This window comes from Gordonia gummivorans, assembly GCF_022513585.1.
GTDB lineage: Bacteria > Actinomycetota > Actinomycetes > Mycobacteriales > Mycobacteriaceae > Gordonia.
In genome coordinates this window covers 44,140-59,073 of the sequence record NZ_JAKWBF010000001.1, presented here as the reverse complement: position 1 = coordinate 59,073, position 14,934 = coordinate 44,140, and the positions used below count along the sequence as shown (strand labels likewise).

The window sequence follows — 14,934 nt, the reverse complement described above, 5'->3', positions numbered from 1 at the left end:
TCGTATGGCATGCCGAACGATCGCTCGGTCGGCATGCTGTCACTGAATGCGCGAGGAGAGACGATGCCCATAGACCTGCGTCACGATTCCGAGATCGACGATCTCGTCGAGAAGACCCGACGCTTTGTCCGTGAGTACGTCCTGCCGATCGAGAACGAGGCGGCCGGCGACATCACCGCAGCGGGCGGCGACGACCTCCGTCGGGAGATGAACGCCAAGGCCAAGGCGGAAGGCATCTTCGCGCCGCACGCGCCGGTCGAGTTCGGTGGCCTCGGCCTCGACATGCGCGACCGCGCGCCCGTCTTCGAGGCGGCCGGCTACTCGACCTTCGGTCCGGTCGCGCTGCACATCGGCGCACCCGACGAAGGCAACGTGCACATGCTCGCGCACATCGCCAGCGAGGAGCAGCGGCAGAAGTACCTGGGGCCGCTGGCCACCGGCGAGGTCCGGTCGGCCTTCGCGATGACCGAACCGTCGCCGGGTGCCGGTGCCGACCCGAATGCGTTGCGCACCAAGGCAGTCAAGGTCGACGGTGGTTGGAAGATCAACGGTGAGAAGCGATTCATCACCGGTGCCGAGGGCGCAGGCTTCTACATCATCATGGCGCGCACCGCAGGCGAACCCGGCGACCGTGGCGGCGCCACCATGTTCTTGGCCCCCGGCAACACCGAGGGCATCACGGTCAAGCGCCACATCCACACCACCGACAAGTCGATGATCGGCGGGCACTGCGAGGTCGACTTCGTGGATGTCTTTGTGCCCGACGAGGACATCCTCGGTGAGGTCGACGAAGGCTATCGCTACGCGCAGGTGCGGCTGGGGCCGGCGCGCATGACCCACGTCATGCGCTGGCTCGGAGCGGCCACCCGCTGCCACGACGTCGCGCTCGACTACGTCGCGCAGCGTGAGGGATTCGGCGGCAAGCTCGGCGATCTCGGCATGATCCAGCAGATGGTCGCCGACAACGAGATCGACCTCGCCGCGACACGTGCGTTGCTGCTCAAGGCATGTCACGAACTCGATCTGGGCAACCACGCGTCGAACGAGACCTCGATCGCCAAGACCTTTGCCGCCGAGGCGTATTCGCGCATCGCGGATCGCAGCATCCAGATGTGCGGCGGGCTCGGCGTCTCCGAGGATCTGCCCCTGGCGCGGCTGCAGCAGGAGCTGCGTCCGTTCCGTATCTACGACGGTCCGTCCGAGGTGCACCGCTGGGCCATCGCCCGACGCGCGGTCGGGCGTGCACGCAAGGCTTTGCAGGCGGCCGCACAGTGACGGCCGTGGAGTCCGCGCTCGACGCGGATCGGTTGCGGCAGTTCCTGATCGACTCCGACGTCGCGGTGCAGGGTGAGCTGCAGGTCGACCTGATCTCCGGCGGGAAGTCGAATCTGACCTACGCGGTGACCGACGGGGTGTCGCGGTGGGTGGTGCGGAGGCCGCCGACCGGTGGGCTCACGCCGTCGGCTCATGACATGGGACGCGAGTGGGCGGTCACCTCGGCGTTGCAGGACACCGCGGTTCCGGTCGCGACAACGGTGGCCTTCGACTCGGATGGCTCCGCGATCGGTGCGCCGTGCACGATCGTCGGGTTCATCGACGGTCGCGTGGTGCGTACCGCGGCAGACCTCGAGGCGTACTCCGATGCCGACGTGGTCACCAACATCGATGCGCTGGTGCGCACGCTGGCCGACTTGCACGCCGTGGACTACCGCGCCGTGGGGCTCGGCGAGTTCGGCCGCCCAGCCGGATTCGCGGCCCGGCAGGTCAAGTTGTGGGCACGCCAGTGGGGACACGTGCACACCCGCGAGTTGCCCGACGTCGACAAGCTCGTCGCGGCATTGTCCGAACGGGTGCCGTCTGAGTCCCGGGAAACCGTGGTACACGGCGACTTTCGCGTGGACAACACGATCATCGCAGCCGACGATCCGGGACGCATCGAGGCCGTGGTGGACTGGGAGATGTCGACGCTGGGCGACCCCATCACCGACGTCGCCCTGATGTGCGTCTATCGCCAGCCCATCTTCGACACGGTGCTCGGATTCGAGGCGGCCTGGACCAGCGACCGCTACCCGTCGGCCGACGAGATCGCGCAGAAGTATGCGACTTTCGCCGGTGTGGACCTCGGTGACTGGGACTTCTATCTCGGCCTGGCGAACCTGAAGCTCGGCGTGATCGCCGAGGGCATCACCCACCGCGCTCTCGCCGGCGCATCGTCGGGCGACGGTGCGGAGAACGCCGCCGAGGCCACCGCGGAGTTCATCGCAGCGGGAATCAAACACGTCAGCACGTCGGCATAGAACGAAAGTCATAGGGGGACCAGGAAAATGGCTGATTCAGACTACAAGGTTGCGCTGGTCACCGGCGCGTCGCGCGGCATCGGCGCCGCCATCGCCGAGAGGTTTGCCGCCGACGGTTGGGATCTCACCATCAGCTCGCGCGGCCGGGAGGCCCTGGAGAAGCGGGCGGCAGAATTGCGCGAGCACGGTGCAGGTCGCATCGAGGTGATCCCGGCCGACATGACCGATCCGGAAGCCGTTGAGGCGCTCGCCACTTCGCATGCGGCAGCGTTCGGCCGATGCGATGCGCTGATCATCAACGCCGGGATGGGGCAGAAGGGTGCCGTCGCCGACCTGCCCGTGCGTCGCTTTGATCGTCTGTATCAGGTGAACGTGCGGGCGCCGTACATCTTGCTGCAGTCGCTGTTGCCGACGCTGCGAACCACCGCTGAAGCTGCCGGGGCGGCGAAAGTCATTGCCGTGGCGTCGATCACGGGCGTGTATCCGGAGCCGGAGCTGTCGGCGTACGGCGCCACCAAGGCCGCACTGATCTCCCTGTGTGAGACCTTCAATCTCGAGGAGTCCGAGCGCGGAGTGAGCGCCACGACGATCGCGCCCGGCTACGTCGACACCGACATGTCCGACTGGCTCAAGGACACCATCCCCGGCGATGAGATGATCACCGTCGGCGACGTCGCGACCATCGCCCACTCGGTCACGCAATTGTCCCGATATGCGGTGCTGCCCAACGTTGTTCTCACCCGGCCGGGAAGCAATCTGCATCGCGCCTGAACCGCGCCGCCACGTTCAGCGGAACGTCGACACCCCACCCTCGCGGTCGGCGAGGTGGCCGTGCTCGTTGAACGACACCAACGACACCCCGCTGCGACCGACGATCAGCTTGGTGATGGAGGCATTCACCATGGTGCGCGCCATCGCGGGCCAACGTTGCGCGGGGATGTCCCACAGTTGGGCGATCCACTGGGTGATCGAACCGGCCGACGACACGACCAGCACGGTCTGACCCGAACCGGCGAGTTCGGCAGCGCGAGCCGCGGCGTCGCTGATGCGACCGGAGAAATGCGCGTATGTCTCGTCCGGGCCGTCGGTCTCGTCGGCGGAAGTGGATGTGCCGGCTTCGCCGGCGGAAATCCAGTGCGCAAGCCCGGCGTCGAGCTGGCGCTGATAGCTCCGACCGTCACGGAACAGTTCGGCGCTCGCTGACCCCACCAGGGCGGGCAGCTCGTACTCGTTCCAGTCGGCGTCCACGGTGGGCGTTGGTGGGTTGTCGAAGGCCGCGAGCACACCGGCGAGCGTCTGCTGTTGCCGCGGGAGGTCTCCGCTGATGGCCGCGGTGATGGCCTCGACCTGACCGGCGAGCGCGGCGCCGGTGAGTTTGGCCTGCATGTCGCCGACGCGAGTAAGACCGCCGGGCCCGTTCGACACGTCAGTGCTCGCGTCGTCGATGCCGTATGCCAGCGCATTCGCCTGACCGTGCCGAACCAGATAGATCACACCCATACCTGCACCCTATGCGGCGCCGATGAATTCTCGGTGCCGGGCGGGTCTGCCCTTGTGGGGCGCCCCGAACCCGGACTTCCCATCGCGCTCCGCCCAGGAGACCCGCTGTGCCACCGATGATGTTCGTGAACCTTCCCGTCGCCGACCCGGCGCGGTCAAGGATCTTCTTCGAGAAGCTGGGGTTCCGGTTCGACGCGGTGTTCTGCGACCAGGGCACTCTGTGCATGATCGTCAACGACGCGACCATGGTGATGCTGCACGAGCGGGGTCGGTTCGCCGGCTATGCCGCCGGGCGGGTGGCCGATCCGACGACCGGTCGCGAGGCGCTGCTGGCGATCTCCGCCGATTCACGCAGCGAGGTCGACCGGTTCGCCGACGCCGCCCTCGCCGGTGGAGGATCGTTCTTGCGCGACGCCGACGACCTCGGCTTCATGTACTGCCGCAGCTTCTGCGATCCCGACGGTCACGCCTGGGAAATCGTGTTCATGGATCCGGCGTCGATCCCGCAGAACCCGGATTCGTAGCAATAGTGCGTGCCCAGCACACACTATTGCTACGAAATCAGTGCCAGGGGCTGGGCGCGGTCCGGGCCGGTGCGTCGTACGGTGCGGCCGGGAGGCCGAACCGCGCGAAGTCCTCTTCCATCGTGTCGCTGAAGAAGGCCACGACGTAGGAGACCTTCCCCGACTCGTCCAACTCGAGTACATGCAACTGGAAGGGGCGGTGGACGCCGTCCGGTTCGCGCATGTACAGCCCGAATGCGGGTTGGCTGTTGGCGACGGTCGGCAGCAGGATCTGATCGCCGGGCCCCTCGGCGGGACAGTTGCCGCGGATGAGGATGCCGATCGCCTCTGGGCCCTGGTACCAACCGGTGAACGGGGGCATCTCCCAGATCGCCTTGTCGGTGAACAGGTCGACGATGGCGTCGACGTCGTAGCGCTCGAATGCCGACACGTACTTCGCCAGCAGTTCACGCTTGGCGTCGTCGTCGAGCGTCCCGGGCGATTCCTGCACCGGCCGAGCGTTCTTCAGCTGTTCGCGGGCGCGTTGCAGCAGGCTGTTGACGGTCGCGGTGGTGACCCCGATGGTGTCGGCGACCTCGGCCGCCTTCCACTGCAGCACGTCGCGCAGGATCAGCACGGCGCGTTGCCGTTCGGGCAGGTGCTGCAGCGCTGCGATGAACGCCAGCCGCACCGATTCGCGGGCCCCGACCACGTACGCGGGATCGGCGTCGTCTCCGGGTGAGATGTCGTCGACGGTGCCCGCGAACGGCTCCAGCCACGGGACCTCGTGATCCTGGAGGAGGTCGTCGGCGGGGTCGAACGCGTCACCACCGAGACCGGACGGGAGCGGACGACGCTGCTTGCTGCCGAGCGCGGTGAGGCAGGTGTTGGTGGCGATCTTGTGCAGCCACGTACGCACCGACGATCGATGGTCGAACTTCGGATATCCCCGCCAGGCGCGCAGGTAGGTCTCCTGGGTGAGGTCTTCGGCGTCGTGGTGCGACCCCATCATCCGGTAGCAGTGCGCGATGATCTCACGCCGGAAGGGCTCGGTGACCTGCAGGAATTCGGCGTCGGAATCGGTGGTGGACGCGGTTGTGGTCATGCTCACAATCTACTCGCTGGTACCGACAACCTCGACCGCTCGCCGACGATCGTCGTGGCTTCGCCGAGGTCGATGCCGAGGTCGACGCATCACGCAGCCCCCGATTTGGGATCATCATGAACCTAACCGGCGTCACGGGCCCCGGATCGACCTATTCTCGCCGGTGAACGAGTGTGCGCTCTCTCCGAAAACCGGCTCGGACCTGCACCGGGTGCTTGCCAGATGTCTCGGGCCGTTGCTAGCTTGATCGCCATGACGAACGCCCGCAGCAGCCTCTTGGCGGTCACCTATGTGACGACCGCTCTCGGCTGTCGGCTGCCGTTCGCCCGTGTGCTCTGTTGTTGTCGAATGCGCTGATTCCCGACCCCTTCTCCCGGGTCGACTGTCTCGAACTCCTTTCAGCCCCCGCCCGTCCGTCGTGGACGTGGCGCTTTCGACGAGGACACTCAATGACCACCACGCTCGGCCCCCAAACTGCGACCTCCGCCACCCCGACCGTCCGCACCACCCCGCTTCCGACGCGTCGCGGTGCCAGTCCCACCCGCCAGCCCGTACCGTTGGCCTACGGTTCACGTTCGCTGGAACGGCAGCGCCTCGCCGACACGCGTCGTCGTGAACAGGCACAGCGACCGCGGCCCACGCAGCGGCCACGGGCGGCGAAGGGAGATGCGGGAGTGCATGTCGCGACGCCGCATCTGGAGCTGTCCACCAAGCCGGCCGCACTGGTGCTGCGGGCCGCACGCCTGTCGGGCCCGCTCTTCCGCGACGACGCAGCCGAACGGACCGGACTGTCGATCTCGACGGTGAACCGTCAGGTCGGCGCACTGTTGCGGGCCGGGCTCATTCGTGAGCGTGCCGACCTGGCGCCGGCCGGCGCCATCGGGCGTCCGCGCCTGCCGTTCGAGATCAACGTCACCGACTTCCTGACCGTCGGCATCCACATCGGCTACAAGGTCACCTCGATCACCACGCACGATCTGCTGCACCGCGTCGTCGGCGCCATCCAGATCCCCACCCCGGTGGCCGAATCGCCGGAGGCCACGCTAGCCGCCATCGGGGCAAGCGCCCGCCGGTTCTCGGCGCGCTGGACCGGTCGTCGGGTGCTGTGGGCCGGTGTGGCCATCGGTGGTCGCGTGGGGACCGGAGGCGTCGTCGACCATCCGCGGCTCGGTTGGCAGGCCGCACCCGTGGGTCGGGTCATCGCCGAAAGCCTCGGCCTGCCGGTGTCGGTGGCTTCCCATGTCGAGGCCATGGCTGCCGCCGAACTCGTGGTCAATCCCGACGATGCGAAGTCGGCCGAGGAGAAGTCGAGCTTTCTGTACTTCTATGCGCGCGAGATGGTCGGCGTGGCGTTCAGTGTTGGCGGAACGGTGCACACCCCGACCGCGGGCCCGCCGGTCATCGGTCACTTCCCGACCGGCACCACCGAGCACTTGGACCCGGCGCGTACCGGGGAACTCGAAGCGACGGTCAGCGACACCGGCATCGTCGAGGCCGCGCGGGCCGCTGGTCTGCCGGTGACGGAGATCGAGGACGTGCACGTCCTGGCGCGCGACGGTGACGTGATTGCGCGCGAGATCCTCGAAGAACGTGCTCGCGTGCTGGGCCGCACCATCGGCCTGGTCGCCGACATCTTCAACCCCGACCACATCATCCTGGGTGGTCAGGCGTTCACCGATTATCCGGCGACCCTCCCGGTGGTGGCCAAGGCGGTGCGCGAGACCTCGGTATCCCCGAGACGCGATGTGCGCGTGTCACATTCGGGTGCGACCGTGCAGCAGCAGGCTGCCGGCGCGGTGTCGCTCGACGCGATCTACAACGATCCGCTGGAGGCCGTGAACCTCACGGCGTAGACCTTGGTGACGCGAAGAGTCCCTCCCGCTGGCTGAGGTGCGAGCCTGCGAGCCTCGAAGCCCCTGGCGCGATGACATTGTCGTCTCACCTGGCCTTCGAGGCTCGTCGCTAGCGCTCCTCGCTCCTCAGGCAGCGGTAGGAGGCTCGTCGCTTGCGGTCCTCGCACTTCAGGGAGTGGGAGGGCCGGGTGCGCGAGGCTCAGCTCAATCCGAGGTGCGCTTGTAGTAGGCGCGCAGTGCGAACGGGGCGAAGATGACGGTCAGCGCCACCGACCAGATCAGCGTCGCGGCCACCGGGTGCTGCATCGGCCACGCAGCTTCGGGGCCGTAGGCGGGCCCGTTGCCCCACAGCACGCGCATGGCTTGCACGAGCGACGACATCGGGTTCCACTCGGCGATCGTCTGTAGCCAGTCGGGCATCGGGTCGGTGGGGACAAAGGCGTTGGACAGGAACGTGATCGGGAACAGCACCGAGAACATGAAGCCGTTGACCGCCTCCACCGAGCGCAGCCACGAGCCGATCAGGATGCCGAACCAGATCATCGCGAACCCGAACAGGATCAGCAGGGCGAAGGCGAGCACGGCGTCGACGAAGGAGCCGCGGATACGCCAGCCGATGGCGAGTCCGGTGATGGCCATCACCACGATGCCGATGGACGAATGCAACAGGCTCGCGATACTGCGACCGATCAGCACCGACGACCGGTGGATGGGCAACGACCGGAAGCGGTCGATGATGCCCTTCTCCAGGTCGGCGGTGATGCCGGTGGAGACGATGAAAGCGGTGAACACGATGGTCTGCCCCATGATGCCGGGCAGCAGGAATTCCTTGTACGACGCGCTCTCGGTCTGGATCGAGGCGCCGAACACGTAGGCGAACAGCAGCACGAACATGATCGGCTGGATCGTCACGTCGGACAGCATCTCGGGCATCCGCTTGGTGTGGATCATGTTGCGTTTCACCATGATCCAGGCCTGCTGAGCAATGTTGGTCTGATGGGTGGCCGGCATCTCCGTTACCGCCGACCCGGGTGTCACGGTGGTGGTCATCGGTCGTTCTCCTCGTCGGTGGAATCGGAGTTCTCGTCGGCGTCTTCGGCGCGGTGACCGGTGAGCGACAGGAAGACGTCGTCGAGGCTGGGGCGTGCGAGCCCGAGGTCGTCGACGGCGATGCCGCTTTCGTCGAACCAGGCGACCACGCGATTGAGGTCGGCGAGTCCGCTTGCGGCGGTGGTGAGTCGGCGGGCGCCCTCGTCGACGAAGACCTCCGCGCCGGTCTTGGCGAGCAGTGCCTGCGCCTGTGGGAGGTCGTCGGCGTTGGAGACGGTCAGCACCAGACTGGCCGCGCCCGCTTGTTGTTTGAGCTGCATCGGGGTGCCGTGCGCGATGATCTTGCCCTTGTCGATGACGACGATGTCGTCGGCGAGTTGATCGGCCTCTTCGAGGTACTGTGTGGTCAGCAGCAACGTGGTTCCTTGAGACACCAAGCCGCGCAGCACGTCCCACAGCTCCGAGCGACTCCGTGGATCGAGGCCGGTTGTCGGTTCGTCGAGGAACAGCACCGGTGGTGCTGCGAGGAGGCTGACGGCCAGGTCGAGCCGGCGACGCATACCGCCCGAATACGACTTGACCTGTTTGTTGGCCGCCTCGGTCAGCGAGAACTGTTCGAGCAGTTGATCGCCCCGACGAGCCAGATCGCGTCGGCCGATCCCGTACAGCCCGCCGATCATGCGCAGATTCTCGCGGCCGGTGAGGATCTCGTCGACGGTAGCCGCCTGCCCGGTCAGACCCATGCTCCGGCGGACGGCGTCAGGTTCGGCGGTCACGTCGTGTCCGGCGACCCGGGCGGTGCCGCTGGTGGGTGGGGACAGCGTGGTCATCATCCGGACGGTGGTGGTCTTGCCTGCACCGTTGGGTCCGAGCAGGCCGAGCACGGATCCGCGGGGGACGGTGAAGCTCACGCCGTCGACGGCGGTGAAGTCGCCGAAGCGCTTCACGAGGTCGATGGCTTCGATGGCGACGTCGGCGTCGGGGGCGGTGCGCGTTGTCATCGGTGCCGGGGCTGTGGGTGAGGTCATGTTTCTCCACGCTATCGAGGTGGTCGGACAATGGCGAAGGGTTTTTCCGCTCGCCTGCGACAGGCGAACACAGGGGCAGACCCACGCCGATCCGGAAACTCATCGGTGTGTGCTGCCACCTGCAAAAACGGACAAATCGGATGCACTGGTGTCGATGGTACGGGCGTGGTCTGACAGACCCGCGTCATTGTTCGGTGGGATGAGTCGCACCGTCGGGGAGCGGGCTTCGCGACCGTGCAATTCGTATGCGCGGACACTTCCCGCCTATTTCTCCGCAGATGCGGATATCATCTCCCCGTGGGTGCCATACGAGTACGCGATGCGTCGGTCCTCCTCGGCGTCAGCGACGACACCGTGCGCCGTTGGATCAGCGCGGGTGAGCTGTCGGCGATCGACGACGGCGGGGTGCAGGCCGTCGACGGGGTCGAACTGGCCGCCCTGGCACAGCGTCGCGCCGGAACGGCACCCGACGACGACTCCGGGGTGCTGCGGTCGGCGCGCAATCGCTTCACCGGACTCGTGACCGAAGCGGTCATCGACGGGGTGATGGCGCAGGTGACGATGCAGTGCGGGCCGTTCGAGGTCACGTCGCTGATGAGCGCCGACGCGGCGCGGGAACTGGGCCTGGAACCGGGCGTGGTGGCAACGGCGGTCGTCAAGGCGACGACCGTGATCGTGGAGAAGAAGCGGGAGAGCTGATGAGACGGATTCTGGCTGCGCTGTCGGTGGCGGGACTGTTGCTGGCGGTCGCCGGCTGTTCGTCGGACGACGACAGTTCGACGCCCGCGAGCGCCACCCCGACGACGCTGAACGTGTCGGCCGCGGCATCGCTCAAGAAGACGTTCACGGCCATCGCCGACGAGTTCCAGAAGCAGCACGCGGGGGTCACCGTCAAGTTGTCCTTCGACGGGTCGTCGACGCTGGTCAATCAGATCAAGCAGGGTGCGCCCGCCGACGTGTTCGCCAGTGCCGACGAGAAGAACATGGACAAGCTCGGCGATCAGGCCGTGGACCCCAAGATCTTCGCCACCAACACCCTCGTCATCGTTACCGCACCCGGAAACCCCAAGGGCATCAACTCGTTTGCCGATCTCAACAAGCCCGGCGTGACCACTGTGGTCTGCCAGTCCGCGCAGCCGTGCGGTAACGCCACCGACACCGTCGAGAAGAACACCGGCGTCACCGTTAATGCCGCATCGGAGGAGCAGTCGGTGACCGCCGTGCTCACCAAGGTGACGACGGGTCAGGCCGATGCCGGAGTGGTGTACGTGACCGACGCCAAGGCCGCCGGTGACAAGGTCGCCACCGTCACCGACCCCGCGTTCGCCGCTGTGGTCAACAAGTACCCGATCGCAACCGTGCAGGGCGCTCCCGGTGATGCGCTCGGCAAGGAGTTCATCGAACTCGTGCTGGGACCGCAGGGGCAGCAGATCCTGGCGGACGCCGGATTCGGTAAACCTTGACCCGACTCCGCATCGGCAGCCGATCGGGAATGTCGGCACTGCCGCTGTGGGTGTTCGCTCTCGCCGCGCTCGGGGTCGCGCTGATCGTCGTACCGCCGTTGGCGCTGCTAGCACAGACGCCGTGGGAGACCTTTGTCGAGGATGTGACGTCGGAGTCCTCGCTTGACGCACTAAGACTTTCACTGATCACGGCGACGGCGAGCACAGTGGTGTGCTTGCTACTCGGGGTGCCGATGGCGGTGATCTTCGCCCGCTACGACAACCTGTTCGTCCGCGTGCTGCGCTCACTTGTGCTGCTGCCCTTGGTGCTTCCGCCGGTGGTCGGCGGTCTGGCGCTGCTGTACACGTTCGGCCGACTCGGCGTCATCGGCAAGCATCTCCATGCTGCCGGTATCGACATCGCGTTCACCACCACTGCCGTGGTGCTCGCGCAGACCTTTGTCGCGCTGCCGTTCCTGGTGATCAGTGTGGAAGGTGCTGTGCGCGTTGTCGGTACGCGCTACGAGGAAGTCGCCGCAACGCTCGGTGCGGGCCCGACGCGGACGCTGTGGCGCGTCACCCTCCCACTGGTCGTTCCGTCCCTCGTGGCGGGTATGGTTCTGGCGTTCGCCCGGGCGCTCGGTGAGTTCGGCGCCACCATCACGTTCGCGGGCAACGCGCCCGGCGTCACCCAGACCGCGCCACTGGCCATCTATGTGGCATCGATCGACGATCCGAAAGCGGCGATCCCGTTGTCGCTCATCCTGGTTCTCCTCTCACTGATCGTCGTGGTCGGAGTACACAGCCGTCGTCGCCGAGGCGTGGTCGGGGCGCTGTGAACGAGACAGATCTTTCGGTGTCGATTGCCAACGAAATACCGAGCCTGCATCTCACGCACCGATTCCCGGCGGGACGCACCACGGCCGTTGTGGGACCCAACGGTGCGGGGAAGACCACCATGCTCCGGATGATCGCGGGCCTGCTCGTGGGCGATTCGGGGACTCGGATCACGCTCGGTGACAACGTGTTCCGCGATGACCGCACCTCCCTTCCGCCGCATCGCCGCCCGGTGGCGCTGCTGTCGCAGGAGGCGCGGCTCTTTCCGCACCTGAGTGTCGCGTCGAACATCGCGTTCGCACCGTCGGCTCAGCGTCTGCCCCGCGCCGAGGTGCGGGACCGGGTGCGCCGCTGGATGGCGGCCACCGAGGTCACCGACCTCGCCGACCGCAAACCCGATCAACTCTCCGGCGGTCAGGCGCAACGCGTCGCCATTGCGCGGGCGTTCGCTGCCGAACCGCGAATCCTACTGCTGGACGAGCCATTCCGAGCGCTCGACGTCGACGTCGCCAGTCGCCTGCGCGGCCTTCTGCGGACGCTGTTGGCAGATCACGAACGCACCACCATCATGGTCACCCACGATGTGCTCGACGCCGTGGGCCTGGCCGACGAGATCGTGGTGCTCGACGGGGGACGACTCGTCGAATCCGGTTCCACAAGAGCGGTTCTGGCCGGACCGACGAGCCGGTTCGCCGCGTCGCTGTCGGGACTGAACCTTTTTCTCGGCACGATGGACACGTCCGGCGGGGTGATGGACGCCGACGGCAACCGTGTCGTGGGTATGGCCGCCGAGACGCTTGACCCCGGTACGGCGGCCGCAGCCGCTTTCTCGCCGCGGGCGGTCGCGGTGTATCTGCAAGCGCCACAAGGGAGCCCACGTACCACGCTGCGTGGCGTCATCCGAGAACTCGAGCCCCGCGGTGACCACGCACTTCTGAACGCCGACGTCGAAGACCAGACGGTTGCGGCCGAGGTGACCTGGGCGGCGGTGGCCGATCTGGGACTCGAGATCGGGCTCGACGTCGACCTGGTGGTGAAAGCGAACGAGGTGAAGATCTACGGTGCCGCGTCTCCGGTCTCCTCTGACCACTGAGATCTCGGATCGTCGGAGTCGTCGAGTGTCACCGGTATGGCTTGTTCGGCGATATCGGCCTCATCGGCTTCGAGGCCCAGCACCTCGACTGGTTGCTGGACGGCGTCGTGATCATCGGGATCGACGGGCAGGGATTGTTCCACCGCATCCGCCTCGTCGGCATTCATCGAGACGCGTGGTTGGTCGGTTGTCATTCGATGCCTCCGCTCAGCCCAGGGAAACCGTCTTCTCGGGAATAGTGCTGCGACAGGGAGGGGTTCGCGGTAGGAGCACCGCAAACCCCCCCCTGGACGACCCGACGACAGCCCTCGTGCGTGGGAGAGAGACTACTTCTGAGCGTTCGTCGGGCGACGAGTTCATCACCTCCTTCGTTGGCTTTGGCTCTATACACAGACCTGTCGATCGCGCCGACGATCGCAGGCGGCGCGCGTTGTCGGCCGCCTCTCGACGGCGAGACCCAACCCCGGACTGGTTCGCGATGGCTGCCCGACCCCTCGCACCGTCTACGAGGTCGGAGTTCGCAAGCCGTGGTCACGCCGCCTGCGACGACAGCGTGACGCAGAGATGCGGCCGCGAAGAGCGCGTCGATTTCGGCAGCCAACCAGAGCTCGTCAGGATCGATCACCTCGAGGTGACCTGCGGTCGGGGCGGTGTCGGTGCAGACCATCATTCTCGTCACCCTCCGTTTCGCGCTGGGTGGTCAAGCGTCTCGCACGGGTGGTCAACTATTGCGACTCAATGGGATCAGCCGGCCGCCGAGTTCGTCGTCGCGGCCCTGATCTCCTGTTGCCTCGCACCGGCGTGGCCGATCTCGATCTTGCGGGGCTTGGCCTGCTCGGCGACCGGGATGGTCACGGTCAGCACTCCGTTGTCATAGGAGGCCGAGATCCTCGCCGGATCCACACCATCGCCGAGCGTGACCTGGCGACGGTAGGTGCCGGAGAAACGTTCACTGGCCAGCCACTGCACACCGTCATCGGTTGGCGCACTGCGGTGCGCGGACAGTGTGAGCACACCGTTGTCGACATCGAGGTCGATCGAACCAGGATCCGCACCTGGTAGGTCCGCGACGAGCGAATAGTGGTCATCGACCTTGTACACGTCGATGGGCATGAACCGCGGAGTGCGGCCCACAGTGCCGGACCCACCGGCAAGGAGCGCCTTGGCCCAGTCATCGACAGCAGCAAAGGGATCTACACGCAGCACAGCAAACACCTCCTTCTTCAGGGGTGCCGCCCCAATGACGGCACCTCACTTACCATCACTGCGTAACCTGATATTAGCACTCTCCTCTGGCGAGTGCCAACACTTTTTCACAATTGTCCGAGTCGAAGTACGGACGCGCGCAACAGGACTCGACGATTTGGGTCATCCGCGGTCGGGGTGGCCTCTACGTGAGGCAGCCGGTGCGCTGGGTCTCGGCGAACACCGGCACGCGGGTCACCAGGAGGCATTGAGAGTTATCGGGACGATCGTTGTAGCTGCCGCCCAACACGTATACGGTCGGAGCCTTGATCGCGTCCGCAAGAGCGTCGTACTCGGCCTCGGGGATCGTCCACTTGATCAAGTTTGTGCCGCGCGCGGTCAATTCCATCGTCTGGTCGATGCCGAGTGTGCCGGAGAGTTGCGGTGGTCCGCCTTGCTCGGAGATGTCGGTGGCAGCGAGGAACATTGGCATGTTCGTCAGCGTGCACCAAGCCGCCTCCACCGCATCGTCGTTTGTGGAGAAGCCGAAATCGGTTCGCGCATCCCGGCTTCCGCACAGGGAGGTGCTTCTTGTCCATGCCGGTCGGAAGCTGAGTTTGTCTGGGAACGGGGCATTGCGGGCGGGGGTGGTGTTCGTCAGACGCGCCGTCACCACGAATTCCCACGTCAGGTCGGTGCGGCCAGGCTTGGAGTTGGCGGTGTCGTTGGTCACCGTGATCGTGGGCTCGGTGACCTCCACCTGATAGCTGTACCCATCCTCGTCTTTCCAACTGTGCTGCAAGACGATCTTCTGTGGGGTGCCCTCTGCTGACGGCGTGGTGCGCAGGCCAGACTCGAGCGACCGCGATGTCGTGGTCCCTTGCGACGTGATCGTGCCGTTCTCGGTGGTGCTCTGATCCGAGGACGACCCGCAAGCAGCGAGAACCGCTACGAAAACGGCAGATAGCGCCACACAGAGTCGGTTGCGGTTGCGGTGATGGAGGGATGAACCCAGACGTGACAGCACGCAACGGACTAGAC

General features: G+C 66.2%; 16 protein-coding genes. 9 read left to right on the top strand and 7 right to left on the bottom strand.

The window, feature by feature from the left end; all coding sequences use genetic code 11:
- Nucleotides 1-63: 63 nt before the first annotated feature.
- The 3 genes from MKW15_RS00250 to MKW15_RS00240 are packed head-to-tail and all read left to right on the top strand — an operon-like array spanning nt 64 to nt 3,068.
- The gene (locus MKW15_RS00250; RefSeq protein ID WP_240854990.1) at nt 64-1,275 is read left to right on the top strand and encodes an acyl-CoA dehydrogenase family protein; all 1,212 of its coding nucleotides are present in this window, start codon (nt 64-66) and stop codon (nt 1,273-1,275) included.
- Nucleotides 1,272-2,297, top strand: coding sequence for a phosphotransferase family protein (locus MKW15_RS00245; protein WP_240854986.1), 1,026 nt, complete (start codon nt 1,272-1,274; stop codon nt 2,295-2,297). Before MKW15_RS00250 ends, MKW15_RS00245 begins: the two co-directional genes overlap by 4 nt.
- Before the next feature lie 27 nt (nt 2,298-2,324).
- A complete protein-coding gene (locus MKW15_RS00240; RefSeq protein WP_240854985.1) occupies nt 2,325-3,068 on the top strand; it encodes an SDR family NAD(P)-dependent oxidoreductase in 744 nt (247 codons plus the stop codon).
- A gap of 15 nt (nt 3,069-3,083) precedes the next feature.
- Here the strand turns inward: MKW15_RS00240 and MKW15_RS00235 are convergent, their stop codons facing one another.
- Nucleotides 3,084-3,797, bottom strand: a complete 714-nt coding sequence (locus tag MKW15_RS00235) for a histidine phosphatase family protein (protein ID WP_240854982.1) — start codon at nt 3,795-3,797, stop codon at nt 3,084-3,086.
- Between the two features lie 107 nt (nt 3,798-3,904).
- Here MKW15_RS00235 and MKW15_RS00230 point away from each other — a divergent pair, with 107 nt between their 5' ends.
- Complete coding sequence (locus MKW15_RS00230; RefSeq protein WP_240854981.1) at nt 3,905-4,321, top strand: VOC family protein; 417 nt, start codon at nt 3,905-3,907, stop codon at nt 4,319-4,321.
- Nucleotides 4,322-4,358: 37 nt separating this feature from the next.
- On the opposite strand, the gene MKW15_RS00225 is transcribed toward MKW15_RS00230, so the two are convergent.
- Nucleotides 4,359-5,405: a sigma-70 family RNA polymerase sigma factor gene (locus MKW15_RS00225; protein ID WP_240854977.1), complete on the bottom strand. Its 1,047-nt coding sequence runs from the start codon at nt 5,403-5,405 to the stop codon at nt 4,359-4,361.
- 674 nt (nt 5,406-6,079) lie between these two features.
- Between MKW15_RS00225 and MKW15_RS00220 the strand changes: the two genes are divergently transcribed.
- Complete coding sequence (locus MKW15_RS00220; protein WP_240855542.1) at nt 6,080-7,258, top strand: ROK family protein; 1,179 nt, start codon at nt 6,080-6,082, stop codon at nt 7,256-7,258.
- Between the two features lie 204 nt (nt 7,259-7,462).
- Here MKW15_RS00220 and MKW15_RS00215 read toward each other — a convergent pair whose 3' ends face one another.
- On the bottom strand, nt 7,463-8,308 hold the full coding sequence (locus tag MKW15_RS00215; protein WP_276614449.1) for an ABC transporter permease: 846 nt from the start codon (nt 8,306-8,308) through the stop codon (nt 7,463-7,465).
- Complete coding sequence (locus tag MKW15_RS00210) at nt 8,305-9,336, bottom strand: ATP-binding cassette domain-containing protein (RefSeq protein WP_240854976.1); 1,032 nt, start codon at nt 9,334-9,336, stop codon at nt 8,305-8,307. Before MKW15_RS00210 ends, MKW15_RS00215 begins: the two co-directional genes overlap by 4 nt.
- Nucleotides 9,337-9,633: 297 nt before the next feature.
- Between MKW15_RS00210 and MKW15_RS00205 the strand changes: the two genes are divergently transcribed.
- The 4 genes from MKW15_RS00205 to MKW15_RS00190 are packed head-to-tail and all read left to right on the top strand — an operon-like array spanning nt 9,634 to nt 12,708.
- Nucleotides 9,634-10,035 carry a TOBE domain-containing protein gene (locus MKW15_RS00205; RefSeq protein WP_240854974.1) on the top strand — a complete coding sequence of 134 codons (402 nt, stop codon included), beginning with the start codon at nt 9,634-9,636 and terminating at the stop codon, nt 10,033-10,035.
- On the top strand, nt 10,035-10,799 hold the full coding sequence (gene modA / locus MKW15_RS00200) for a molybdate ABC transporter substrate-binding protein (RefSeq protein WP_240854973.1): 765 nt from the start codon (nt 10,035-10,037) through the stop codon (nt 10,797-10,799). The genes MKW15_RS00205 and modA overlap by 1 nt, the downstream gene beginning before the upstream one ends.
- A 29-nt stretch (nt 10,800-10,828) precedes the next feature.
- A complete protein-coding gene (locus MKW15_RS00195; protein WP_240854968.1) occupies nt 10,829-11,617 on the top strand; it encodes an ABC transporter permease in 789 nt (262 codons plus the stop codon).
- Nucleotides 11,618-11,634: 17 nt separating this feature from the next.
- On the top strand, nt 11,635-12,708 hold the full coding sequence (locus MKW15_RS00190; RefSeq protein ID WP_374245710.1) for a sulfate/molybdate ABC transporter ATP-binding protein: 1,074 nt from the start codon (nt 11,635-11,637) through the stop codon (nt 12,706-12,708).
- On the opposite strand, the gene MKW15_RS00185 is transcribed toward MKW15_RS00190, so the two are convergent.
- From MKW15_RS00185 to MKW15_RS00175, 3 genes are all read right to left on the bottom strand, one after another.
- Entirely contained in the window at nt 12,672-12,902 is a 231-nt protein-coding gene (locus MKW15_RS00185) for a hypothetical protein (RefSeq protein ID WP_240854960.1), read from the bottom strand. The two genes, MKW15_RS00190 and MKW15_RS00185, sit on opposite strands and share 37 nt — an antisense overlap.
- A gap of 550 nt (nt 12,903-13,452) precedes the next feature.
- Nucleotides 13,453-13,914 carry an Hsp20/alpha crystallin family protein gene (locus MKW15_RS00180; protein WP_240854959.1) on the bottom strand — a complete coding sequence of 154 codons (462 nt, stop codon included), beginning with the start codon at nt 13,912-13,914 and terminating at the stop codon, nt 13,453-13,455.
- Between the two features lie 184 nt (nt 13,915-14,098).
- Nucleotides 14,099-14,920 (bottom strand): hypothetical protein, encoded by an 822-nt coding sequence (locus tag MKW15_RS00175; protein WP_240854958.1) that lies wholly within the window; start codon nt 14,918-14,920, stop codon nt 14,099-14,101.
- Nucleotides 14,921-14,934: the final 14 nt, after the last annotated feature.

Coding starts and splice junctions, on each gene's coding strand:
- MKW15_RS00195 (WP_240854968.1), top strand. CDS start 10,829: ATGTCGGCACTGCCGCTGTGGGTGTTCGCTCTCGCCGCGCTCGGGGTC.
- MKW15_RS00235 (WP_240854982.1), bottom strand. CDS start 3,797: ATGGGTGTGATCTATCTGGTTCGGCACGGTCAGGCGAATGCGCTGGCA.
- MKW15_RS00210 (WP_240854976.1), bottom strand. CDS start 9,336: ATGACCTCACCCACAGCCCCGGCACCGATGACAACGCGCACCGCCCCC.
- MKW15_RS00185 (WP_240854960.1), bottom strand. CDS start 12,902: ATGACAACCGACCAACCACGCGTCTCGATGAATGCCGACGAGGCGGAT.
- MKW15_RS00250 (WP_240854990.1), top strand. CDS start 64: ATGCCCATAGACCTGCGTCACGATTCCGAGATCGACGATCTCGTCGAG.
- MKW15_RS00225 (WP_240854977.1), bottom strand. CDS start 5,405: ATGACCACAACCGCGTCCACCACCGATTCCGACGCCGAATTCCTGCAG.
- MKW15_RS00240 (WP_240854985.1), top strand. CDS start 2,325: ATGGCTGATTCAGACTACAAGGTTGCGCTGGTCACCGGCGCGTCGCGC.
- MKW15_RS00215 (WP_276614449.1), bottom strand. CDS start 8,308: ATGACCACCACCGTGACACCCGGGTCGGCGGTAACGGAGATGCCGGCC.
- modA (WP_240854973.1), top strand. CDS start 10,035: ATGAGACGGATTCTGGCTGCGCTGTCGGTGGCGGGACTGTTGCTGGCG.